The 23610-nt window shown below is 72.7% G+C and carries 20 protein-coding genes; 13 read left to right on the top strand and 7 right to left on the bottom strand.

Annotated elements, in window-relative coordinates:
- Window positions 1-227: 227 nt before the first annotated feature.
- The 3 genes from ACG83_RS45955 to ACG83_RS06950 all read left to right on the top strand — a co-directional run bounded on the left by ACG83_RS45955 (window position 228) and on the right by ACG83_RS06950 (window position 3100).
- Window positions 228-881: a DivIVA domain-containing protein gene (locus tag ACG83_RS45955; protein ID WP_235497706.1), complete on the top strand. Its 654-nt coding sequence runs from the start codon at window positions 228-230 to the stop codon at window positions 879-881.
- Between the two features lie 173 nt (window positions 882-1054).
- Window positions 1055-1222 carry a DUF3117 domain-containing protein gene (locus tag ACG83_RS42085; RefSeq protein WP_006544345.1) on the top strand — a complete coding sequence of 56 codons (168 nt, stop codon included), beginning with the start codon at window positions 1055-1057 and terminating at the stop codon, window positions 1220-1222.
- A 60-nt stretch (window positions 1223-1282) separates the two neighbouring features.
- Entirely contained in the window at window positions 1283-3100 is a 1818-nt protein-coding gene (locus tag ACG83_RS06950; protein ID WP_054565188.1) for a M17 family metallopeptidase, read from the top strand.
- Here ACG83_RS06950 and ACG83_RS06945 read toward each other — a convergent pair.
- The 3 genes from ACG83_RS06945 to ACG83_RS06935 all read right to left on the bottom strand — a co-directional run bounded on the left by ACG83_RS06945 (window position 3092) and on the right by ACG83_RS06935 (window position 5623).
- Window positions 3092-3484, bottom strand: a complete 393-nt coding sequence (locus ACG83_RS06945) for a hypothetical protein (RefSeq protein WP_054565487.1) — start codon at window positions 3482-3484, stop codon at window positions 3092-3094. The two genes, ACG83_RS06950 and ACG83_RS06945, sit on opposite strands and share 9 nt — an antisense overlap.
- Before the next feature lie 84 nt (window positions 3485-3568).
- On the bottom strand, window positions 3569-4747 hold the full coding sequence (locus tag ACG83_RS42080) for a hypothetical protein (protein ID WP_054565187.1): 1179 nt from the start codon (window positions 4745-4747) through the stop codon (window positions 3569-3571).
- 213 nt (window positions 4748-4960) lie between these two features.
- A complete protein-coding gene (locus ACG83_RS06935; protein WP_054565186.1) occupies window positions 4961-5623 on the bottom strand; it encodes an O-methyltransferase in 663 nt (220 codons plus the stop codon).
- Between the two features lie 166 nt (window positions 5624-5789).
- Here ACG83_RS06935 and sigE point away from each other — a divergent pair, with 166 nt between their 5' ends.
- Window positions 5790-6635 (top strand): RNA polymerase sigma factor SigE, encoded by an 846-nt coding sequence (sigE, locus tag ACG83_RS06930; protein WP_054565185.1) that lies wholly within the window; start codon window positions 5790-5792, stop codon window positions 6633-6635.
- Window positions 6632-7429 carry an anti-sigma factor gene (locus ACG83_RS06925; RefSeq protein WP_054565184.1) on the top strand — a complete coding sequence of 266 codons (798 nt, stop codon included), beginning with the start codon at window positions 6632-6634 and terminating at the stop codon, window positions 7427-7429. The genes sigE and ACG83_RS06925 overlap by 4 nt, the downstream gene beginning before the upstream one ends.
- Window positions 7430-8022: 593 nt before the next feature.
- Here ACG83_RS06925 and ACG83_RS43975 read toward each other — a convergent pair.
- On the bottom strand, window positions 8023-8613 hold the full coding sequence (locus ACG83_RS43975) for a hypothetical protein (RefSeq protein ID WP_152991263.1): 591 nt from the start codon (window positions 8611-8613) through the stop codon (window positions 8023-8025).
- Between the two features lie 832 nt (window positions 8614-9445).
- Here ACG83_RS43975 and ACG83_RS06915 point away from each other — a divergent pair.
- From ACG83_RS06915 to ACG83_RS06905, 3 genes are all read left to right on the top strand, one after another.
- Window positions 9446-10786, top strand: coding sequence for a S1C family serine protease (locus ACG83_RS06915; RefSeq protein WP_235497705.1), 1341 nt, complete (start codon window positions 9446-9448; stop codon window positions 10784-10786).
- Between the two features lie 118 nt (window positions 10787-10904).
- A complete protein-coding gene (tatB, locus tag ACG83_RS06910; RefSeq protein ID WP_054565182.1) occupies window positions 10905-11408 on the top strand; it encodes a Sec-independent protein translocase protein TatB in 504 nt (167 codons plus the stop codon).
- An 80-nt stretch (window positions 11409-11488) separates the two neighbouring features.
- Window positions 11489-12340, top strand: a complete 852-nt coding sequence (locus tag ACG83_RS06905) for a PHP domain-containing protein (RefSeq protein WP_076829454.1) — start codon at window positions 11489-11491, stop codon at window positions 12338-12340.
- A gap of 79 nt (window positions 12341-12419) precedes the next feature.
- On the opposite strand, the gene ACG83_RS06900 is transcribed toward ACG83_RS06905, so the two are convergent.
- Window positions 12420-12854 carry a MarR family winged helix-turn-helix transcriptional regulator gene (locus ACG83_RS06900; protein WP_193209943.1) on the bottom strand — a complete coding sequence of 145 codons (435 nt, stop codon included), beginning with the start codon at window positions 12852-12854 and terminating at the stop codon, window positions 12420-12422.
- A 440-nt stretch (window positions 12855-13294) separates the two neighbouring features.
- Between ACG83_RS06900 and ACG83_RS06895 the strand changes: the two genes are divergently transcribed.
- From ACG83_RS06895 to ACG83_RS06880, 4 genes are all read left to right on the top strand, one after another.
- Window positions 13295-14440 carry an Mrp/NBP35 family ATP-binding protein gene (locus tag ACG83_RS06895; RefSeq protein WP_054565180.1) on the top strand — a complete coding sequence of 382 codons (1146 nt, stop codon included), beginning with the start codon at window positions 13295-13297 and terminating at the stop codon, window positions 14438-14440.
- Between the two features lie 272 nt (window positions 14441-14712).
- Window positions 14713-16230 carry an alkaline phosphatase gene (locus ACG83_RS06890; protein WP_235497755.1) on the top strand — a complete coding sequence of 506 codons (1518 nt, stop codon included), beginning with the start codon at window positions 14713-14715 and terminating at the stop codon, window positions 16228-16230.
- 269 nt (window positions 16231-16499) lie between these two features.
- Entirely contained in the window at window positions 16500-17900 is a 1401-nt protein-coding gene (locus ACG83_RS06885; protein WP_054565483.1) for an HNH endonuclease signature motif containing protein, read from the top strand.
- 82 nt (window positions 17901-17982) lie between these two features.
- Complete coding sequence (locus tag ACG83_RS06880) at window positions 17983-18924, top strand: diacylglycerol kinase family protein (protein WP_054565179.1); 942 nt, start codon at window positions 17983-17985, stop codon at window positions 18922-18924.
- 19 nt (window positions 18925-18943) lie between these two features.
- On the opposite strand, the gene ctaD is transcribed toward ACG83_RS06880, so the two are convergent.
- Complete coding sequence (ctaD, locus tag ACG83_RS06875) at window positions 18944-20629, bottom strand: cytochrome c oxidase subunit I (protein ID WP_054565178.1); 1686 nt, start codon at window positions 20627-20629, stop codon at window positions 18944-18946.
- Window positions 20630-20806: 177 nt separating this feature from the next.
- A complete protein-coding gene (locus ACG83_RS06870; RefSeq protein ID WP_054565177.1) occupies window positions 20807-21436 on the bottom strand; it encodes a DUF6758 family protein in 630 nt (209 codons plus the stop codon).
- Between the two features lie 506 nt (window positions 21437-21942).
- Between ACG83_RS06870 and ACG83_RS06865 the strand changes: the two genes are divergently transcribed.
- Window positions 21943-23610 carry an aldehyde dehydrogenase family protein gene (locus tag ACG83_RS06865; RefSeq protein ID WP_255354691.1) on the top strand — a complete coding sequence of 556 codons (1668 nt, stop codon included), beginning with the start codon at window positions 21943-21945 and terminating at the stop codon, window positions 23608-23610.

Genomic DNA, 23610 nt, shown 5'->3' with positions numbered 1-23610 from the left:
CCGCAGCGGCCGGGGGAGGGCAGTGTCGCCCGCATCGCTCGGATCGTCCGGATGCGCTGCGCCGTAGCCGGGTGTCGCCCCGCTGCCAGGCGTCGGACTGCTGGTCGGGGGAGATTCGGCGGCCACCCCGCCCACCCTGCCAGACCGGGCATGGACCCGGCCAGACCCGGCGGCGGTCCTCCCGTGGCCGGTTCACGGTCCTTTCGCGCCCGGTTCACGGTCCTTTCGTGGCGCTGCCGTCCGACGGGTGGGCGAATCCGCCGCCCGCCTGCGCGCATGGCACGATCGACCCTGTGGTGCTCATGGTGGAGGTCCTGCTGGTCGCGACGATCGTGTTCGTCGTGGCCGCACTGTCCGTCGGGCGGTTCGACCGGATGGCACCGGCTGTACCGGACGGCCCCCATGTCAGCCTGAGCGGCCGTGCGGTCGCCCCCGCCGACGTGGAGGGCCTGCGCTTCGGGATGGCCGTGCGTGGCTACCGGATGGCGGAGGTCGATGCCGTCCTGGCCCGACTCGCCGACGAGCTCGCATGGCGGGACGAGGAGATCGCACGCCGGGACGATGAGCTGGTCCGGCTCGCGGAGCTCGCACGGCTCGGCGGAACCGGCGGCGCCGAGCCGGCCGGGTGGAGTGTCGAGCCCGCCGAGTGGACCGAACCGGCCGAGCCCGCGGCGCCCGTCACACCTGTCCTGCCCGCCGGGGACGGGGTCGCCGGGCCCGATGCCAGCGGGCACGCTGGCGGCGAGGACGATGCCCGCGAGGACGATGCCCGCCAAAGTGGGGCCAACCAGGGCGACGCCAGCCGGCCCCGACACGTTTGGGGCGAGCCCGACCAGCCCGAAGCCTCTCCGGCCGAGGACGATGTCGATGGGCAACAGTAGTGAAACGCATCGGAGTAACTAGCACAGATGTGCGGAGGTGGCCAGCAGGACATCGAGATCACGGCTCTGCCGTGACCGTTGTGATTCCCCGCTGGGACGTGTTTCGGTTTGCGGGCGGCTCTCCGGGATAATCGTCGTCAGACGCAGGTCCGACGGCAGGAAGAGGTGCACCGATGGCGGCCATGAAGCCGCGGACGGGTGACGGTCCGCTCGAGGTCACCAAGGAGGGGCGTGGCATCGTCATGCGTGTCCCGCTCGAAGGGGGCGGCCGACTCGTCGTCGAACTCACCGCCGACGAGGCGAGTGCGCTGGGAGATGCGCTCAAGATCGCTGTCGGTTAGGCCGGGGGTGGTCACTCACCACTCGTCAGGCGGGCGTTTCCGCGGTGCGGTGAGCGGGGCATGAGCACGGTTGCTGTCGCATCGATGGCCGACCTCGCGGAGTCGAGGTACCGAGCTCCGCTCGTCCTGGTCACCTCCGACGACCACCCGTTGCTCGCATCCGTCGACCAGCCCACGTCGGGCCGGGAACCGGCCGCCGAGCCGGCTGTCGCCCCGGGTGAGGTGGGCGCGGTGGGTGCGGACAGTTCCGTTCTCGTGGTCGTGGTCGCCTCGGTCGATGGTGCTGTCGTCGTGCCTGACCGTGGTCGCCGCGCCTGCACACGGGTCGGTGTCGACGTTGATCGGCTCATCGAGAACGAGGGCTTCCGGGCTGACACCGGTGGGTTGTTGACGGTTCCGCTGTCCCGGGCCGAACGTCCCTGGCGGCTGTTCCTGCTCGGCGTGGGCGCCGGTGAGGCCGCGGACTGGCGTTCGGCGGGGGCCGTCCTCGCGCGCCGGGGCGGAGCCAAGGGGCGGCCCTTCGTGGTCGCCGATCCGGATGCCGAGCGGGTGTACGCGTTCGTCGAGGGCCACGCGCTGGCCTCCTACCGCCTCGCCGACGTCGTCGCCGGTGCCGTCCCCGACGGGGACCGCGCGGCCGGCGGGAGCGTGGCCGTGCGGGTCGTCGGGCCGTCGCCGGACGGGCCCGAGGCATCGGGCGGGCGGGACCAGCCGGCCGGGCAGCAGCAGGACGTCCAGCCGGACGGCGGGCAACAGAATGTGCCGGAGCCGCAGCCGGCCACGGCGGACGAGGCGGCGGCCGACCCGCGGGCGGACCGGGTGCTGGTGCTGAGCCTGGAGCAGGCCGGCGACCCAGCGGTCGTGGACGCGGTGCGCCGGGCACGGGCCGTCGCGGACGCGGTCTGCCTGGCCCGCGATCTGATCAACATGCCGAGCCTCGTCAAGACACCGGCCTGGCTGGCTCACCAGGCGAAGCTGGTCGCCTCCCAGGCTGGCCTGGACGTCGCGGTGCTCGACCACGACGACCTGGTTCGGGAGGGCTTCGGCGGGCTGGTGGCGGTCGGCGGCGGGTCGCCGCGCCCGCCGTTCCTGGTGCGGCTCACCTACGACGGCCCGCTCGGGCCCGAGGGTGTCGAGCCCGGGCATCGGGTGCTGGTCGGCAAGGGGATCACGTTCGACTCGGGTGGGCTGTCGCTCAAGCCGTCGGTCTCCATGGCGAGCATGAAGACCGACATGTCCGGCGCCGCGGCGGTGCTGGGCACGATGGCGGCGTTGCCCGAGCTGGCCGTGCCTGGCAAGGTCACCGGGCTGCTCTGCCTCGCGGAGAACCTCATCGGCGGGTCCGCGATGCGTCCCGGTGACGTGATCACCTGTTGGGGCGGGACCACGGTCGAGGTGCTCAACACCGACGCCGAAGGGCGCCTCGTCCTGGCCGACGGCCTGGCCTATGCCACCGCGACGCTGGAGCCCGACCAGATCGTCGACCTCGCCACCCTGACCGGTGCGATCACCGTCGCTCTGGGCCGGCGCACCGCCGGGCTGTTCTCCTCGGACGACACGCTCGCGGCCGAGCTCGCCGCGGCGTCCACCGCCGCGGGGGAGCGCGTGTGGCGGCTGCCGCTGACCGAGGAGTACCGGCCGGCGATCGACTCGCCCGTGGCGGATCTGGCGAACATCGGCCGGGCGATGGACGTGAACGGCGGCTCGATCACCGCGGCGCTGTTCCTGCGGGAGTTCACCGGTGGTCGCCCCTGGGCACACCTGGACATCGCCGGCACGGCTCGCGCGGACTCCGACGACGGTGAGATCAGCCGCGGCGGCACCGGCTGGGGCGTCCGCACGCTGATCGCCTACCTGGCCGGGCCGGGGTCAGGCTGAGGGCGGCCGCGTCGTGCTCGGCGAACTGTTCGCCGAGCCCAGCGCGGCAAGCTGCCGCCGCGCCCAGTGCAGGCTGTTCTTCTCCGGCATGACCGCGGGCCAGCCGGCGAGGGCGGCCTCGAGGGTGTACCGGTCCGTCGTCGCCAGCACCTCGACCAGCAGTTCCCCTACGTCGACCTGATCGACCCGGAGCTGGTCGAGGTAGCGCGCGAGGATGCCCCCCGGATGCGGCTCACGGACGATGTAGGCCTCGCCGGTGTCCGCGACCCAGCTCAGCCGGTAGGTGGAGTGCTTGTCGTCCTCGGTGGTCCAGCCATACCCGAAAGCGACCTCTTCGGACGTCTGCCGGCGCGGATCGGCATCGTAGAACTCGCGGATGTTCATGCGGTACGCCTGCCCCCGCGGGCGGTGCCGCACTCCCCGGATCCGGGCCTTCGGGCCCGGGGAGTGACGACCGGGCGCGACCCGCTAGGGTGACTCGCCGCCGCCGATCCTCCCGAGGGCGGCCTGATACCCCGCCGCCATCGTCTCGGTGAGGATCAGTGACAGCCGCAGCACGATCCGGCCCTGCACGAACGTGTATTCGGCGGCTGGGTCGCCGCCGGCGGAGGGGGCGCTCAGTGCCGCGCCCCGGGCCTGGGCGACCTCCGGGGCGTGGAAGACCTCGATGGCGCCGCCCCGCTCGATCGCGTCGGCCGGCGCGCCCGCGATCTCGCTGGCGCTGACCCGGCTGTCGGTGAACGCGATCCGGCTGAGGTAGCCGCCCGGACGGCCCAGGAGGGCGTCGGGGTCGTTCTGCGCGGTGTAGACGACGGTGGTCCGCAGTGGCAGCCCGCTGTTCGCCAGCATGATCGCGACCTGTTCGGCGGTCGGGCCGGTCGCCTGACCGGATGAGCCCGCTGCCGGATCGGTCTGGCTCGGGTCGGCCGGGCTCGCCGTCGGGGTGCCGGCGGTGGCTGCCGCGGACGGGACCGCGCCGCCGGCCGGCCCGCCCGTGGTGATCCTGTTCAGGACGTAGCCGGCGCCGCCGGCGAGCACGGCGATGCCCATGAGGAAGGCGACCCAGCCCAGCCAGTTCTCGCCCGGCTCCCGCGGTGGCGGTGACGCCGGTGGCCGGGCCCGATCGGAACCGGGGAATCCTCCGGTGCCCGGATAGGCCGGCCGGCTGGCCGCCCAGTTGCTGGACCCGTCGTCGCCAGTAGCCGGCGCCGGCCGGCCCGAACGGCTCGCCTGCCCGGGTCCGCGCCCGGCCCCGGGGCCCGGCTCCCGGCCCGGTGCCGGTGTCGGATCGTCGGCGTAGTCGGCTCCGCCGGGATGCCTCCCACCGGAGCGCGCGGCCGGGTCGGTGAAACGGCCTCGGTCGCGCGTTTCCGCCCAGCCGGCGCCTTCGTGATGGCCGGGCCGGGTGCCACGGGTGTTCGAGGCCGACACCTGCGGACCCCGGAACTGGTCGGACCGGGCGGCGGAGCGAGCGACGGGACCGGACCGATCGGAGTAGCCGGAGTGGTCGGCGTGGTCGGGCCACTCGGGGTAGCCGGAGTGGTCGATGTGGTCAGGCCACTCGGGGTAGCCGGAACGGGACGACTCGCCGAACCCGCCGGGGTCGCCATCGCGGCTGTAGTCGTCGTCGAAACGACGACGATCCACCTGACCGCGCACCTGCTCACTCCCGGCTCGACGCTGTCGTCCGACCTGTGTCGACCGCCGCGGGCCCGACCCGGATCGGACGCCGCGACGGATCGTACGGGCGGACAAAATGTTCGCCCCGGCACAGAAGAGCCTAAACCGTAACCCAGTTCGAACGCTCCGCGCGCGAGCCGCCCGCTGGCCGGTACAGGTGGTTCGACTGGTTCGGGTGGTTCAGCCGACCGGTGACGACTTCGCGACGACCGCCACCAGCAGCCCATCCCCGGTCGTGAGGAGCATCTGGGTGAGCCGCGCGTCGTCCCGGACGGCGGTGGCCAGCTCGCGCACTGCGGTGACGTCCGGGCTGCGGGCCGAGGGGTCCGTCGTCTGGCCCCCGGCGAGCACCCCGGCGAACGCCACGACGCCGCCAGGCCGCAGCAACCGCAGCGCCTGCGTGAGGTACTCGGTGCTCTCCCGCCGGTCGGCGTCGCAGAACACCAGGTCGTAGGCGCCGTCGGTGAGTCGGGGGAGCACCTCCAGGGCGCGCCCGGTGATCAGCCGGCTGCGCCCCGGTGCCATCCCGGCGTCGGCGTAGATCCGGCGGGCCAGCCGCAGGTGCTCCGCCTCGACGTCGATGGTGGTCAGGGTTCCGTCCGGTCGCATCCCGCGGAGCAGCCAGGTCCCGGATACCCCGGTACCGGTTCCGATCTCGACGACCGCACGGGCTCCCACGGAGGCGGCCAGGAAACGAAGCACGGCTCCGGCGCCGGGGCTGACGGGGACGATCCCGACTTCCTCGGCGCGAGCGCGGGCAGCACGAAGAACGGGGTCTTCCAGGAGGAAGCCCTCGGCGTAGGCGACGGCAGATTCCCGTGCCGCGATGTCGATGTCCGGCATGACATCCGCAGCCTACGGGAACGGGAGACGAGACAGGAACGTTCGTCTTGGCAGTGCGCCCGTGTCGACTGGGTCGAGGGGAGAAAAATCGGTGTCCGCAGCGGGATTCGCCGCTCCCTGGCCGGCGCGTCGGGTACGTTCGTCGCGAACCGACCGAGAGGCGGCTGTGGCGGCGGAGGAGCTCGGGGCGGGTTCGGCCGTCCAGGGCGCGGCCGCCGCCCCAGAAATGAGTGCTTGGGTGCCCCCGTCCTGGGAGGACGTGGTCCGCGAGCACGGCAACCGGGTGTACCGGCTTGCCTATCGCCTGACCGGCAACGCCCACGACGCCGAGGACCTCACGCAGGACGTCTTCGTCCGGGTTTTCCGTTCCCTGGCTGACTACACGCCTGGCACCTTCGAGGGCTGGCTGCATCGCATCACCACGAACCTGTTCCTGGACCGGATGCGCCGCCAGCAGAAGATCCGGTTCGACGCGCTGCCGGAGGACACCGAGCGGCTGGCCGGTCGGGAGGCGAGCCCGGAAGCGGTCTACGCCGAGAGCCATCTGGACGCGGACGTGGAGGCGGCGCTCGCCGCGCTGCCGCCCGACTTTCGGGCCGCGGTCGTGCTGTGCGACATCGAGCAGCTCTCGTACGAGGAGATCGCGCAGACCCTCGGGGTCAAGCTGGGCACCGTGCGCAGCCGGATCTCCCGCGGGCGAGCGATGCTGCGGGCGGCTCTCGCCGACCGGGCGCCGCGGGCGGCGATGGCAGCCGAAGGCCCCGAGAGCGCTCCGCTGGCCGCGGCTGCCGGTCCCGCTTCCGCACAGGCGCCTTCCGCCGCCGATCCGGGCGGCTGGGAGCACGAGGTCGCCGAGCCGGAGCCGGCTGGGCGTGGCGAGGGGTCGTTCGCCGACGGTGTCACCGAGCCGGAGCGGTCGGGCCGGCGCGGTCGCCGGAGCGAGCGTCGCCGTGGTCCGGTGAGCAGTACCGTCGGTGCCGAGGGCGGTGCTCCTCGGGAGCGGCGGGCGTGAGCGGTCATCTGGGCGTGCTTGTCACCCCCCTGGTCGACGGGCAGCTCGGTCATGACGACCGTGACCGAGCCCTGGCACATCTCACCCGGTGTCCCGCATGCCAGGCCGAGGTTGCCGAGCAGCGATTCCTCAAAGCCCGGCTGGTCGGGCTCGCCGAGCCTTCCCTGCCGAGCGGGCTGGCCGCGAACCTGCTTGGCCTGGGCGCACGTGAGTACCAGGCCGCGCTGCGGGCCACCCCGGCGCCCTCGGCGCCGCGACCGTTGATCGGCGCGGCGAGCGGCTTCGTCGCGGCGCGCCCCGTCGTGCGCGGGCCGGCCACGGAGCTCACCGCGGCTGGCTCCCGGCCGGGTGGCCTGACCCGGGCGCCGGGTCCGTTCCGGCCCGCCGGCCCGTTCGCGGGCGGCGGCGTGAGCCTTGTGCGGCCGGCGGCGGGGGCGGGGCGGCCGCCGGGTGGTGCGCGTGGGCGGTCCGCCTGGTCCGCGCCGGGCGGAGTGCTCTGGGTGGCTGCCAGTGGAGCGACGAGGGTCGCGGGCCCCTCGGCTCGGCGTCCCGCGCCGCACCCACGATCGGGCAACCGGAGCCGTATGCGCCGCACCCTTGTCGGCTCGGCGGCCGTGATGCTGCTCGCGGTCAGTGGTTCGGCGCTCGCGGACGCGGGTGCGGTCGCCCGCCCCTCCGACCTGCCGGCGATACCCGCACCGACCAGCGCGACCGCGATTCCGGCCAAGGCTCCGGCGATCAACATGATGCGTCCGAGCCCGATGATCGCCACGGTTTCGTTCCCGAGGCCCTGACCGGGCTGATGCGGCGGCGGCGCCCCGCACGGCTGCCGACCGCGTGAACCGATCTCGGTCTGCCGTTCACTGATCATTTGATGCCCGACCGGGCTAGCTCAAATGTCGACGAATCTTCATTTTCCCCAATGAATGCGGCAGGTGGCCGCTGTCGGGTGCATGAACGCCGCGCTTCCCTCACGATGAGTTACCGCGCTGGGGGGCGCGGAGGGAATTCATGCCCGCTGACCTTCCTGTGCCTGTCTGGCACCCTTTACCGTGTTGTCCGCCTGGTTGGCCGGATCGTGCCTCGGCCCGCAGGAAGCCCGCGGTCTTCAGCGTGGCGCTCGGGCACTTCGGGGAGGGCATGTGGACAGCACCGGCGACGACCAGACCACAGATGCCCGTCCTGGCGTGGGATCGTCACGGGGCGCACCGGTGGTCCGGCCGCCGCGGCTACGTCCACCCGCGGCCGAGGGCACCGCTCCGTCACCGGGCGGCGCCGACCGTCCCGTCCCGACGGCGCTGCCGCTGCACGGACCTGAACGCCGTCCGGCCGGCTCCGCACCGGCAGCCGACCAGCGTCCGGTGACCGATCAGCGTGCAGGGGCCGATCAGCGTGCAGGGGCGGATCGGCGTCCAGCGGTGGGCGAGCGCGTAGCGGCGCGGCAGGATGCGTCCACGTCCGCAGCGGCGTCCACTCCCGGGTCCGGGGCAGCCGCCGCTCCGGCCGCGAATCGCGCCGCGGCTGCGGGGCGCCCGGTCACCGCCCGGGTTCGGCCTGGCCGGCGGGATGATCCTTTCCCCTCGGCGGCACGGACTCCACCGGTGACTCCGGCCGCGGCGGCTCGCGGCAGGTCCGCGGAGACCTCGGCCCGCAGGCCCGCGGAGACCGTAGCCAGCGAGCCGGCGGATGCTCCGGCCGACCGGCCGGCGGACGCCCCGCAGGGCAGGTCCGCGGCCGCTCCGGGCAGGGCGGCGGATGCTCCGGCGGCCCTGGCAGCCGATGCTCCGGCCGCCAGGGCCGCCGATGCGTCGACGGCCAGGGCCGCCCAGACCCCGGCGGCGGAGACCGCATCCGGGTCGGGGGGCGGGCCGGGCCAGCCCAGACCGGGGCACGAGAGCCGCGCGAAGCCGGTCCACCGACCGCCGTTCGTCGAACCGGTGCGCCCGCCGTCGCAGGTCAGGGGAGGCGCGCCCGCCACGCGTGAGGCGACGACGCCGGCCAGTCGCGCGGATCCGGCCGACCGCACGGATCGGGCGGATCGGGCGGATCGGGCGGCCGAGGGGACGGACGGGACCGGCGGCGCCGGCGGTACCCCGCGGAGGAGGCCTGCCAGCAGTGCTCCGGCAGCGCCGGAGAAGAACCCCGTCGCTCGCCCGGGCGCGCCGACGGTGTCTCCTGAGGGTCGCGAACGGCGGCCCGGCCCGTCCCGTGGCCTGTTCGAAAGCGCACGCGGCGACTGGTCCGCGCCGCCTTCGTCGCCCGCGCGGCCGCGTCCGACCGGCGTGGGGCCGGCTGCCACCCCGCGCGATGCGGGGGAGGCACGGCCGGCAGCGAGACTCTCGCCCGGCGGAGCCGGCCGGGACAGCACCTCCCGTGAGGCGACGCGAGAGCCGTCTCGTGAGGCGGCGAACAACACAACACGGGAGGGCACCGCACGGACCGTGCCCGCCGCGGATGTGCCCCCTCGGCCGGACGCGACCTCTCGGCCGGACAAGACCCCTCGGCCGGCCGCGACGTCACGGGCTGACGCGACGTCACGGGCCGACGCGACGTCACGGGCTGACACGACGTCACGGGCCGACGCGACGTCACGGGCTGACACGACGTCACGGGCTGACACGACGTCACGGGCTGACACGACGTCACGGGCCGACGCGACGTCACGGGCCGACATCGGGCGTGCCCGTGGCGATCGACCGGATGAGCTGCCCAGAGAGTCGAGCCGGCCGTCGGGTGACTGGTCGGGTGCGGGGCGGCCCGCGCAGACGACCGCCACCCGGGCCCCAAGCCGGCCGTCAGCCGACCCGTTCATGGACCTGGTGTCCCAACGACGCCCGCCGCGCCCGACCACACCGCCTCCGTCGGAGCTGACGGGGGCGGCGGCCCCGCCCGGCAGATCGGGTACGGCCGGAACGCCCGGCGCCCCGGGTGACGGCCCGTCCGTCGGCGGCAGAAGGCCAGCGCAGCCGGCTGGGGCGACGGGCGCGGCGCCCGGGTCACTCGACGGTGCGACTGGAGCGGCCGCCCAGCACCATCGTGTCCCCGCATCGCGGCCGGTCCACAGCCGCCGGGCGCTCGTCATCACCGCGGTGATCGCGGGTCTGCTCGGCGGGGTGGTCGGTGGCGGGACGATCGCCGCGGTGACGGACGAGTCGGCGCAGACGTCGGGGCCGGCCACGTCCGCCGAGGCGGCACCCACCGTCATCGACCCCGGCTCGGTGGCGGACGTGGTGGCCCGGGTGATGCCGTCGGTGGTGACCATCGATGTGACCGCCGGCGAGGAGGGCGGAAACGGTTCGGGGGTGATCATCCGTTCCGAGGGTTACGTGCTCACGAACAATCACGTGATCTCACCGGCCGTCGCCGCGGGCGGCCAGATCGTGGTGACGCTGGGCTCCGACACGGAGCCCAGGCCGGCCGAGGTCGTCGGCCGGGACGCGCGTTCCGACCTCGCCGTGCTGCGGATCCCCGGCGTGACCGGGCTGACGGCGGCGACACTGGGCCGTTCCGGCTCCCTGGTGGTCGGCGCGCCGGTGATCGCGATCGGCGCGCCGTTCGGCCTGTCCGGGACGGTGACGACCGGAATCGTCAGCGCCCTGGACCGCAATCCGAGCGTGCCGGTCGACGGCGGCGGGGCCTCGGTCATCATCGGAGCGATCCAGATCGACGCGGCCATCAACCCCGGGAACTCCGGCGGGCCGTTGCTCGACGCGGCCGGGCAGGTGGTGGGCCTCAACACGGCGATAGCCACCGTGCCCGGGGCGACGACGCAGTCAGGCAGTGTGGGCGTCGGCTTCGCGATCCCGATCGACTACGCGGCCTCGGTCGCCGACGAGATCATCCGTACCGGTCGGGCGACACATCCCTATCTCGGGGTGTCGGCGGCCACCGTCACCGCGGCCGAGGCGCGGGCCCGCGGCACCAGAGCGGGGGCGATCATCCGTGAGGTCGATTCGACCGGGCCGGCGGCCGCGGCGGGGCTGACCCTGGGGGACATCATCACCCAGGTCGACGGCATGGCCGTCAACAGCACGAACGACATGACGGCGGCGACTCGGCTGCACCGGGTCGGCGACTCGGTCACCGTCACCTTCTGGCGTGCCGGTGCCGAGCGTACGACGCGGGTGGTACTTCAGGAACAGCCGGGCTGACCACCACAAAGGTGGGGGTAAGAACAGAGCAGGTCGTGGGCCCGCGAGAGGTAACAGGACATCTGTTCGTCATGTCGGAACCCTTCGCCGGCAGCGGCAGGGGAGGTACTCTGGCCGAGTGTTCAATGGCGTCGGATGGGGCGAGGTAGCTGTTCTGCTCCTGATCGGGCTTTTCGTCTTCGGGCCCGACCGGTTGCCGAAGGCTGCCCGTGACGCTGGCCGGATGCTGCGTCAGTTCCGCGAGATGGCGAACGGGATGCGCAACGACCTGCGGTCGGAGCTGGGCCCCGAGCTCGCTGATCTGGATATCCGGGATCTGCACCCCAAGACCTTCGTGCGTAAGCATCTCTTCGAGGGTGAAGATGATCCGTTCGGCTACCCGGCCGGAAAGCGGACCATCGATTCGCTGCTCGGCGAGGACGATGCGCCCGCCGCACCCTCGCTGACGAAGGATCGGCTGCCGCAGGCCGGCTCCGAGACGTCCCTGACGAAGCCGGCTCCGCGCCCGTCGCTGACCAAGTCGAGCCCGTCCGCGGCGCGTCCGGTCGCCACCGGCACCACTCCCGCCGTGCGCTCCGAGCCTCCCGCCGACTCGGCGCCGTTCGATTCGGACGCCACCTGAGCGACCAGCGGGACCTCGCAACGTCGGAAGCTGCGGTCTCCGCGCCGGAGCCCACTCCGGGAGCGGTTCGTCCGCCGCGAATCGACCTGCACGCCCATTCCACCGCGTCGGATGGCGCGCTCACACCTGACGAGCTGGTCCGGTCCGCCGCGGCGGCCGGTGTGGACGTCCTCGCCCTCACCGATCACGACACCACCGGCGGGCTCGACCGGGCCGCCGCCGCGCTGCCCGCCGGGATGACGTTGCTGCCTGGTGCCGAGATCTCCTGTTCGGTGCAGGTCGGTGGGCGGCGGATCGCACTGCACGTTCTCGCCTACCTGTTCGACCGGGCCGAGCCGCGGTTCGCCGCCGCGCGCGCCAGGCTGCGCGATGACCGGGCGAACCACGCCCGCCGGATGGTGGAGCGGATCGCCGCCGCGGGTCATCCGGTGCGCTGGGAGCGGGTCCAGGAACTGGCCCGCGGCACGGTCGGCCGCCCGCACGTGGCCGCGGCGCTCGTCGATGCGGGCGTCGTGCCCACGGTGGAGGCCGCGTTCACCCGGGAGTGGATCGGCTCCGGTGGGCGGTTCTGGCTCCCGAAACAGCAGCCCGACGTCTGGGAGACGCTGCGGATGATCCGGGCGGCGGGGGGCGTCAGCGTGTTCGCCCACCCGTTCGCCAGCGCCCGTGGCGACACCGTGGGGCCCGAGGTCATCGTGGACATGGCGCGGGCCGGGCTGACCGGTGTCGAGGTGGACCATCCCGACCACACCCCGCCGGACCGGGAGCGGCTGCGGGCGCTGGCCGCTGAGCTCGATCTGGTGGCCACCGGGTCGAGTGACTTCCACGGTGGTACGGGCGACCGCAGGGTTCTCGGGTCGGAGAGCACGTCGCGGGAGTCGTACGAGGCGCTGGTCGCCAGGGCGAGCGGGGCAGCTCCGATCACCGGGTGACCCGATCACCCCGGTGGCCGCTGTTCCGGCACCTCGATTTCAGTCCCCAGCCTCTCAGTGCCTCTCAGTGCCCAGTGCCTCAGTGTGTGGCGGGCGGGATGTCCGACGTTCCCAGCCGCCCCAGCAGCTCGGCGATGACGTCCTGTTCCTCGGGTGTGAAGTGGTTCAGGACGTGGCGCGCGACCCCCCGCAGATGGGTGCCGGACGCGTCGCGCAGCCGGCTGAACCCCGCGTCGGTGAGGACAGCCAGCGTTCCCCGCGCGTCCGAAGGGCAGGATCGCCGCTCCACCAGCCCCTCCCGTTCCATGCGGTCGACCAGCCGGGTCAGCCCGCTGCGGGAGAGCAGCACCTTGTGGGCGAGCTCGCTCATCCGGAGCTGGTGGTCGGGGGCTTCGGAGAGCTGCACGAGCACGTCGTAGAAGGCGAGCGGCAGCTGGTGCGCGGCGTCGAGCTCGGCCTCCAGCAGGCGGGTCACGTGGGCGTGTGCCCTCAGCAGCTGCCGCCAGGCCCGCATGCCGCGGGCATCCACGACCTCGCCGGCTCTGCCCACATCTCCGGCTCTGCCCACATCTCCGGCTCCGGCCACGGTCGAGTTGTCCCGCACCACGTCGATCCGCCCCACGCCGATCAGAGTACGACGCGGTGACCCGCCGGGTCCGCGCCGAAGCCCGGCGTGCTATGCCCCCCACCGCCGAGCCGGCCCGAGGGGCCGATGGGCGGCTATCGTGGAACGAGGTCGCGCCAGGTGAGTAACCGACCCGCGGCCCACGGCCGCGAAGTCCCAACGGCTGTGCGATCACTGGCACACGATCACTGGTATACGAGCACTGGCATACGAGAACCACCGACAGCGCCGGATCCGGCTGCGTGCCACCGGCGCCTCCCAGCCCCCGCTTTGCAGCACATCCGCGGTCCCACACGGCCGAGGATGTCGACCCGCGACTGAGGTTTCCCTTGTCACCAGCCCTGCCTTCGTCCGACGCCATCCAGTCCGCCCTGGCGACAGTGCTGGACCCGGAGATCGGGAAGCCGATCACCGATCTGGACATGGTGGAATCGGTCCACGTCCGCGACGACGGTTCCGTCGACGTGAACGTGCTGCTGACCGTCTCCGGCTGCCCGATGCGTGATGAGATCACCTCCCGCGTCAGTCGCGCCGTCAGCGGTGTCGACGGCGTCCGGGATGTCCGGGTGGCGCTCGGAGTCATGACCCCCGAGCAGCGCACGGCCCTGCACGAGAAGGTGCGCGGCGGCGCGGCGCAGCGGGTCATCCCGTTCGCCCAGCCCGGTTCCATGACCCGCGTGTACGGCATCGCCAGCGGCAAGGGCGGGGTCGGCAAGTCGTCGGTCACCGTGAACCTGGCCGCGGCGATGGCCCGCTCGGGGTTGTCCGTCGGTGTCCTCGACGCCGACATCTACGGCCACTCCGTCCCGCGGATGCTCGGCATCGATCGCCCGCCGACGCAGGTCGAGAAGATGATCATGCCCCCGCAGGCGCACGGGGTGCGGGTCATCTCCACCGGCATGTTCACCCGTGGGAACGAGCCGGTCACCTGGCGTGGCCCCATGCTGCACCGTGCCCTGGAGCAGTTCCTGTCGGACGTCTTCTGGGGCGACCTCGACGTCCTGCTCCTCGACCTGCCGCCCGGCACCGGTGACATCGCGATCTCGCTGGCCCAGCTGGTTCCGACGTCCGAGCTGCTGCTCGTCACCACGCCGCAGCTCGCGGCCACCGAGGTCGCCGAGCGCGCCGGCACGATCGCCGTGCAGACCCACCAGAACGTGATCGGTGTGGTCGAGAACATGGCCTACATGCCCTGCCCGCACTGCGGTGAGCGGGTGGACGTCTTCGGCGAGGGCGGTGGCGCGGCCGTCGCCGAGCGCCTGACCCGGGTGCTCGGCCACGACGTGCCGCTGCTCGCCCAGATCCCGGTGGACGTCCGGCTGCGCCAGGGCGGCGACGACGGCAAGCCGCTGGTCCTCTCCGAGCCCGACTCCGAGGCCGGCAAGGCGCTGCGCGCCGTCGCCGAGCGGCTCACCTTCCGCTCCCGCGGCCTGTCCGGCCGTTCGCTGGGCATCAGCCCCGCCGGCCGGGCCTGAGCCTGAGCCGGTAGCGGCCGGCCCGGCCCACCCCGGGCCGGCCGCGGTCGAGGCGGGGGCCGACCGGAGACTTGGCGAGGCGGTTGGCGAACAGTCCCTCCCCGTTCACCCCACTGTGGTGTCATCGGGCCGTGGCGGGTGACAGGGGTTCCTTCGCGGGCGCACGGCCGGGCCGGCGGGCTGTACTGGCAGGTGGTTTCGGCGCTCTGGTCGCCGCCACCGTGGGTGGATGCGGTGGTGGGTCCGGTTCGGCGCGGTCGGCGACGCCGACGATGCGTGCGGCCACACCCATCCCCGGGATCCGCGACGGGGTCTTCTCCCTCGGCGTGGCCAGCGGCGATCCGCTGCCCGACGGGGTGATCCTCTGGACGCGGCTCGCGCCCGAACCGACCTCGGGCGGGGGCATGCCCCTGCGCGACATCGAGGTCGACTGGCAGATCGCCCGCGACGAGAAGTTCGCCGACGTGGTGCGCGGCGGCACCCAGCTCGCCACCGCGTCCTTCGCCCATTCGGTGCATGTCGACGCGCGGGGCCTGGAGCCCGGGCGTGACTACTTCTACCGGTTCCGCGCGGGGGATGTCCTCAGCCCGGTGGGGCGGACGCGCACCGCCGCGGCCGCCGGGTCCGCGGGTGGCCAGCTCGCCTTCGCGCTGGCCAGCTGCCAGGACTTCCAGAACGGGTACTGGCCGGCCTTCGACGCAATCGCCGCCGACCACCCGGACTTCGTCCTCCACGTGGGGGACTACATCTACGAGTACGACCCGGACAGTGACTACGCGGACCGCCGCCACACCACCCCGGAGAAGCCCGGGATCGACCAGCTCCAGACCCTGGCGGACTACCGCAACCGGTACGGGCAGTACAAGTCCGACCCGGCGCTGCAGGCCGCCCACCTGGCCGCGCCCTGGGTGGTCACCTGGGACGACCACGAGACCGAGAACAACTACGCGGGCCTCGTGGACGAGAGCGGCGACACCGGCGACAAGCACCAGGACCAGTCCACCTTCGCCAAGCAGCGGGCGGCGGCCTACCAGGCGTACTACGAGCACATGCCGATCCGGGCCGAGCTCGACCCGGGCTCGCCGGACCTGCGCATCTACCGCCGCCTGAGCTTCGGTGACCTGCTGACCCTCAACGTGCTGGACACCCGCCAGTACCGGACGCCGCAGCCCGGCTCGCCCGCCGACGGCATCGGCGCCGTCAGCCTGGGCCGGGACAACGCGGCCGGCACCATGACCGGTGCGGAGCAGGAGAAGTGGCTCGTCGACGGCCTGCGGGCGTCGCGGTCACGGTGGAACGTCATCGCCCAGCAGACGATGATGGCGCAGCTGCACGGCCAGCTGAACGGCAGCGAGACGCTGACCAACCTGGACCAGGCCGACGGCTACCTGCCGTACCGGACGCGGATCCTCTCGGCGGTGCGCGACAGCAAGGCGGCGAACCCGGTGGTGCTCTCCGGGGACATCCACTGCGCGTGGGTCAACGACCTGCGGGTCGACTTCGACCGGCCGGAGACCCCGGTCATCGCGACCGAGTTCGTGTGCACCTCCATCAGCTCGGGGTTCTTCCTGGTCAGCGAGGACTTCGTCAAGGAGAACAACGCCCGCCTCAACCCCCATGTGCGCTACTTCCGCGGGGACCGGCGGGGCTACACCCGGGTCACGGTGACGAACGACGAGTGGCGCTCGGACATGCGGGTCGTCGAGACCATCGAGAAGCGCACCGCCCCGACGTCCACCGACCAGACCTGGGTCGTCGAAGCCGGCAAGCCCGGCGCGACCAAGGCGTAGCGCCGCCTGGCCGGGCGGACGCTGATCAGCGTTCTCAGTCGGTTACGCTGCGGCTTCAGTAGCCGACCCGATGCGGTGGGCCGTTCCGTCGCGGTCGTCCGCGGCTGATCCCCGGGTGCGGGCGGTTCCGCTGAACCGTTCGCGTCCGTCGTGGGTGGTCGCGGTCAGCGCCGGGGTCGGGTTGTGGCCAGGTTGTGAGAACTGTCGGTGGCCGGTGTGATGATGCGCGGGACCGATGGACCGACGACACCTCTGGCCCGGTGATCCTCATGATCGATACTGCTGCTGTTCCTCCTGCCGACACTGCTGCTGCCGATGCGGCTGCGGACGCCGCGGGTTCCTCGGTGGATCCCGACGCCGTCCCGGTCGCCGAGCTGGAGACCGCGATCTGCCAGTGGGCGGGCCGGATCGCGGCCGCGACCTGCGCCTGGCTCGGTCTGCTCGCCGCGTTCGACCGCCGTCGCGGCTGGTCGGGGATCGGGATGCGCTCGTGTGCCCACTGGCTGTCCTGGCGGTGCGGGCTGAGCCCGCGCACCGCCCGTGATCATCTCGCGACCGCGCACGCCCTCGAACAGCTTCCCGCGATCCGGGCGGCGTTCACGGCGGGAGCGCTGTCGTACTCGAAGGTCCGGGCGATCACCCGGGTCGCCCGCCCCGACACCGAGCGGACCTGGCTCAACCACGCCGAGCACTGCACCGCCGGCGCGTTGGAACACCTGGCCCGCGCCTATCGGCAACGCAGCGCGGATCCCGATGACCGCGCCCGTACCCGGGCCGCCCGCCGGGTGGCGTGGCACACCGACGAGGACGGCATGGTCCACCTCACCGCGGTCCTTCCCGCCGAGGAAGGCGCCCGGCTGGTCGCCGCGATCGAGACCGCCCGCGACAGCCTCGCCACCACCGAACCCGGCACCGCGGAACCAGGCACGCCGGAACCCACCGCGCTGGAACACCCCGAACCGGAACCAGCACCGGAAGAGAGATCGGGGTCGGGGTGTCAGCGTGACGCCGACGGTCTCGTCGCGCTTGCCGAAAGCTTCCTGCACCACGGCGCACCCGGGCTCCTCCGGCCCGCGCATTCTCTCGTCCTGCACCTGCGCCCCACCGACCTGCGGTCAGGCACCACCGTGACCGGTACCGCCACGCCGGCGACGCTTCCCCCGGCCGTCCTGCAACGCCTCGGCTGCGATGGTCTGGTGCAGGCCCTGCTCACCGACCCGCACGGCAACCCGCTCCGCCTCGGCCGGCGACACCGGTTCCCCACCCGCCGTCTCCAGGCCGCCGTGCACGCCCGTGACCACGGCACCTGTCAGTACCCGGGCTGTGCCCACACCCGCTGGCTGAACATCCACCACCTCACCGGCTGGGCCGAAGGCGGCCGCACCGACCTCGACAACCTCACCCTCGTCTGCGGCACCCACCACCGCCACCTCCACGAGGAAGGCATCGTGCTCCGCAGAACCAGCAACGGAACGATCGTCGCGCTGCTCCCCGACGGCCGGACCCTCCTGCCCGCACCACCGGTGACCCCCGGGGAACGGCCCACCACCGCGCTCGCCGACAGAACCGGGCACGTCGCACCGGACGCCGTCACCACCCGTGACGGCGGCCGGCTCAACCTCGGCGAATCCCTGTTCGTACTCCTCCAGGACCACGAAGCCGTCGCGTAGCCAGCGCCCCGGAACCGGGAGCCCGGCGGGGTTGGCCGTAGGCTGTGCCGTGATCGGCAGTGGCGGCGCGGGTGGAGGGCGAATGGCCGGCGTGGATGGCGTTCCCGAGATGGCACAGGCGCCGGTGGATGCCGCGGTTGGCCGGCGCCGGCTGACCGTGGTGGTCAACCCGAAGGCGGGCGGCGGCCGGGCGGCCAAGGTTCTTGGCGACGTGCGGGCCGCGTTGGAGCGCTGGGCCGATGACGTCACCGTCGAGACCACGAAGAGCCTTGAGCATGCCGACGAGCTGACGCGAGCGGCGGTCGCCGAGGGACGGGTGACGGTGGCGCTGGGCGGGGACGGGCTGGTCGGCCGGGTGGCTGGTGCGGTGGCCCGGGCGGGGGGTGTGCTCGCCATCCTGCCCGGTGGGCGGGGTAACGACTTCGCGCGTGGGCTGGGTATCCCGCGGGATCCGGCGGTCGCCGCCGCCGCGCTCGCCGCCGCGGTGGAGCGCCGGGTCGACCTGCCCGAGGCGAACGGTGTGCCCTTCGTGGGTATCGCCAGCCTCGGATTCGACTCCGACGTCCAGGTGATCGCGAACCGGACGACCCGGCTGTCCGGCCAGAGTGTCTACACCTACGCGGTGCTGCGGGCGCTGCTGGCCTGGAAGCCGGCCCGGTTCACCGTCTCCGTCGACGGGGGCACACCGTTCGAGCACGTCGGCTGGACGGTCGGGGCGGCCAACGGCCCCTACTACGGCGGCGGGATGAAGTTCGCGCCGGCCGCTGACATCGCCGACGGCCAACTGGAGATCGTGCTGATCGCGAAGGCGGGGCGGCTCACCTTCCTGCGGCTGTTCCCCCGGATCTTCTCCGGGCGCCACGTCGAGGTGCCCTACGTCCAGGTCCGCCGCGCCCAGCGGCTGGTGGTGCAGGCCGACCGGCCCTTCCAGGTCTACGCGGACGGTGACCCGGTCGCGGACCTCCCGGCCGAGATCGTCATCCGGCCGGGGGCGCTGCGCCTGCTGGTGCCGCCGCGTTCCTGAAGGCCGGCGTTCGGCTAGGTCAGCGCAGCTCGGGGGTGGCGTGATAGTCGGCCGCGCCGGCGACCTCCGGGTAGTGCAGGTCGAAGGCCGGGCGTTCCGAGCGGATGCGCGGCAGCTTGTGGAAGTTGTGCCGGGGCGGCGGGCACGAGGTGGCCCATTCCAGTGAGTTGCCGTACCCCCAGGGGTCGTCGACGATCGCGAGCCGGCCGCGCCGGTACGAGTGCCACACGTTGTACATGAACGGCAGCGTCGAGACGCCGAGCAGGAAGCTGCCCGCCGTCGACAGGGTGTTCCAGTCGGTGAACCCGTCGTTCGGGCCGTAGTCGGCGAACCGCCGCGGCATCCCCTGCATCCCCAGGTAGTGCTGCACGAGGAAGGTCAGGTGGAAGCCGAAGAAGACCGTCCAGAAATGGATCTTCCCGAGCCGGTCGTCCATCAGTCGGCCGGTGACCTTCGGGAACCAGAAGTAGGTGCCGGCGAAAGCAGCGAAGACGACTGTTCCGAACACGACGTAGTGGAAGTGGGCGACCACGAAGTAGCTGTCGCTGACGTGGAAGTCGATGGGCGGGCTGGCGAGCAGGACGCCGGTCAGGCCGCCGAGCAGGAAGGTGACGAGAAATCCGATGCAGAACAGCATGGGAGTCTCGAAGCTCAGGTTTCCGCGCCACATCGTCCCGATCCAGTTGAAGAACTTGATTCCGGTCGGAACGGCGATGAGGAAGGACATGATGGCGAAGAACGGCAGCAGCACCGCGCCGGTGACGAACATGTGATGTGCCCAGACCACGACGGACAGGACGCCGATGGCGATCGTGGCGAAGATCAGGCCCTTGTAGCCGAAGATGGGCTTTCGGGAGAAGACCGGGATGATCTCGCTGATGATGCCGAAGAACGGCAGGGCGATGATGTAGACCTCGGGATGCCCGAAGAACCAGAACAGGTGCTGCCACAGGATCGCCCCGCCGTTCTGGGCGTCGTAGACGTGGGCACCGAAGCGACGGTCCGCCGCCAGTGCGAGCAGGGCGCCGGCGAGCACCGGGAAGGCCACAAGCACCAGGATCGACGTGACCAGGAAGGTCCAGCAGAAGATCGGCAGGCGGAACATCGTCATGCCAGGCGCCCGCAGGACCATGATCGTCGTGGCCATGTTGACGCCGCCGAGGATCGTGCCCAGCCCGGATACCGTGAGGCCCAGGATCCACAGGTCCGCCCCGATGCCGGGGCTGTACGAGATGCTGTTCAGTGGGGCGTAGGCGAACCAGCCGAAGGCGGCCGCGCCGTCCGGGGTGAGGAAGCCGGCCATCACGGTGAGCGACCCGAACAGGAAGAACCAGAAGGACATCGCGTTCAGCCGGGGGAAGGCGACGTCCGGCGAGCCGATCTGCAGCGGGATGAGGAAGTTCGCGAACGCGAAGGCCAGCGGCGTCGCGAACATCAGCAGCATCAGCGTGCCGTGCATCGTGAAGAGCTGGTTGTACTGCTCGTTCGAGAAGTACTGCAGGCCGGGCCGGGCCAGCTCGGCCCGCATCATCATCGCCAGGATCCCGCCGATGACGAAGAACGCGAAGGACGCCACCGCGTACATGACGGCGATGTCCTTGTGTGAGGTGGTGCGGAGGTACCCGAGAATGTTGACGCGCTGCCGGACGTGCTGATCCCGCGGATGCTCGGTGGCAGGGCCGGATGGTTCGCGTAGAAGAGTCACTCCAGCTCCCGGCTCTGGCTCGGCGAACGAGTGGGCGGGAGGGAGTCTAACGCGCATGGGTGGCCCGCCAGGCCGTTCCACTGCGCCGTGGAAGAACATCTGCGGAGCGTTCCCGCGAGCGGTGCCGCGGAGACGTCCGAAATGCATACCAAAAGGCGTGGTGAAACCGTTTCGGCGCTACAGCGACGAGAGGTGCGAGCCCGGGGCGCCGAAGAGCAGACGGTCGACGAGGGTCGCGTCGTCGCGCATGTCCTCGATGACCAGCTGTTCGAGCAGCAGCAGCGCCGCGTCGGCCGGCCAGAGGACGCACCACAGCCAGACCCCGAGCGCCTCACCGACGAAGGCCGCGCGGTCGGGTGGCGTCGTGACCGGCCAGAGCGCCGTCGGATGCCCCGCGGCCTCCACCTTCGCCTCGGGCGCCGCGTCCAGGCGTGCCGGGTCGGATCCCGACAGGCCGGCGAGGCGCGCACCCAGCCCGATCCGGGGGGCCTCGGCCACCAGAACCATCTCGGCGGGCCCACCCACCGGCGACGGCCCACTCGTCGAGAGCGCGGTCGCGTGGGCGCCGGAGCGGTCGTCGCCGGCCCAGCCGACACCGCTCGCGAACCAGTGCACCGGCATCGGCGAGGGCAGCCACACCGGCACCTGGCTGGTCCGCCCCAGCGAGCGGAGCAGCGCCTCGCGGGAGGACTGGGCTTCGTGGAACGGTTCGACGTCACCGTGCCGGCCGCAGCGCCACCGGTCACTCCAGACGTCCGGTGGGTCGAGCGGGCCCAGGCAGGCCGGGCAGACCGGCGGGGCGGTCACCGGGGGCTCCGGCGCGATCCGGTCATGCGGTGACCGGTGGTGCTGTCCGTCAGATCGGGGTCCACAGGCATCCTCCGCCTCCCTGCGCGGCTGGTGGACGTTTGATGCCCGCTCAGGAGGGTTCTGACTCCTCGGCGATGTCGGAGAAGACCGTGTCGAGCAGGTCCGGCCCTTCGCTGAGCAGGACCAGCCCGCGGCGATGGGCCTCGGCGGGGCGCCGGCGCTGTCGGGGGGCGGGAGGCGCCGTCGGTTCCGCGCAAGGGCTCCTCCCGATCAACGGCACTGTCCGCAACCCGTAGATTGCACACTGCAGGCGAACGGACGCCGAGTGTAAGTGCCCCCCGCTTCGGGGGTGTGCGTCGCGGTGCTGGAGAGCCTGCGTGGCCCGTTCCGGGGACCGGATGAGTCGTGATAGTTCCGTCGTGGTTACTTGTTGTCCTGTGGATTTCGACGGGTGGGAAATCCGTGGCGGCCGACGCGAGACGCCTGTCCGTTTCGGCGAGGAGATGGTGGTCGGTGTGATCGAGGACGGCGGTTCCGGGTATCCGGGGCGTCCCGGGCCCGGTGATGGGGCCCGTGACGCCGTGCGCGGGCCGTGGATCGTCGGCCCGTCCGCCATCGGGCCAGGCTCGCGGCGCGCCGGACGGGGCCGCAGCGGCGGTGCTGGCGGCGGCGGTGCCGGCGGTGCCGGCGGTGCCGGTGGCGGCAGCGGCCGCGGCGGCGGTGGCGGGGGCCTGTCGGTCACCGGCTTCTGGGTCGCCGGGCGTCGCCGTCGCTCCACCGCGACGTTCGAGGTTCGCAGCCCCTACGACGGGCGGCTCGTCGCGACCGTCGCCCGGCCGGAGGCCCCCGACATCGAGGACGCGCTGGCCGCCGCGGCAGCCGCCGCCCGAGCCTGCGCCGCCCTGCCCGCCCATGTCCGCGCGGGCGCGCTGACCAGCATCTCCCGTGAGATCGCGCGGCGCGGCGACGAGATCGCCAACCTGATCACCAGCGAGTCCGGCAAGCCGATCACCTGGGCGCGGGCGGAGGTCGCGCGGGCCTCGTCGACCTTCCGCTGGGGTGCGGAGGAGGCCCGGCGGTTCGCCGGCGAGGTGGACCGGCTCGACACCGATCCGACCGGTGAGGGACGTATCGCGCTGACCCGGCGCTTCCCCATCGGCCCGGTGCTGGGGATCGCGCCGTTCAGCTTTCCGCTGCACCTCGTCGCGCACAAGGTGGCGCCGGCGATCGCCGCCGGCGCGCCGATCATCGTCAAGCCTGCGCCGCGCACCCCGCTGTCCGCGCTGCTGCTCGGTGAGCTGCTCGCCGGCACCGACCTGCCGGAGGGCGCCTGGTCGGTCCTGCCCGTCACCGACGACCAGATGCCCGCCCTGGTCGCCGACCCGCGGCTGCCGGTCGTGTCCTTCACCGGATCGGCCCGGGTCGGCTGGTCGATCCGGGACGCCGTCCCGCGCAAGCACGTCGTCCTCGAGCTCGGCGGGAACGCGGCGGTGCTGGTCGCCGCGGACTACTCCGACCCGGCGGACCTGCGCCATGCCGCGCGGCGGATCGCGCTGTTCTCGAACTACCAGGCCGGCCAGTCGTGCATCGCCGTGCAGCGGGTGTTCGTCGACCGGACGCTCTACGGCCGGGCCCGGGAGGAGATCGTCGCCGCCGTCCTCGAGCTGCGCGGAGGGGACCCCACCGACCCGGCGACCGACGTCGGGCCGCTGATCGACGGCGCCGCCGCGGCGCGGGTGGGGGCCTGGGTGCGGGAGGCGGTGGCCCGCGGTGCGACCGTGCTCTGCGGCGGCGGGTCGGAGGGCACGGCCTTCGCGCCGACCGTGCTGACCGGCGTGCCGCGCGACGCGACGGTGGCCAGCGAGGAGGTGTTCGGGCCGGTGCTGGTGCTCGAGCCCGTCGACGGCCTGGACGATGGCCTGGCCCGCGTCAACGACAGCTCCTACGGCCTGCAGGCCGGCGTGTTCACCCGCGATCTCGGGACGGCCTTCCGGGCCCACCGCGCGCTGGAGGTCGGCGGCGTGATCATCGGCGACGTGCCGTCCTACCGCGCCGACCAGATGCCCTACGGCGGCGTGAAGGGCTCGGGCCTGGGGCGGGAGGGCGTCGGTGCCGCGATGGCGGATCTGACGGTCGAACGGGTGATGGTCCTGGCCGGCGTCGAGCTCTGA

It is taken from the genome of Frankia sp. R43 (assembly GCF_001306465.1).
Taxonomy (GTDB): Bacteria; Actinomycetota; Actinomycetes; order Frankiales; family Frankiaceae; genus Parafrankia; species Parafrankia irregularis.
The sequence above is the reverse complement of the archived record's forward strand: the minus strand, read 5'-3'. Positions and strand labels throughout refer to the sequence as shown.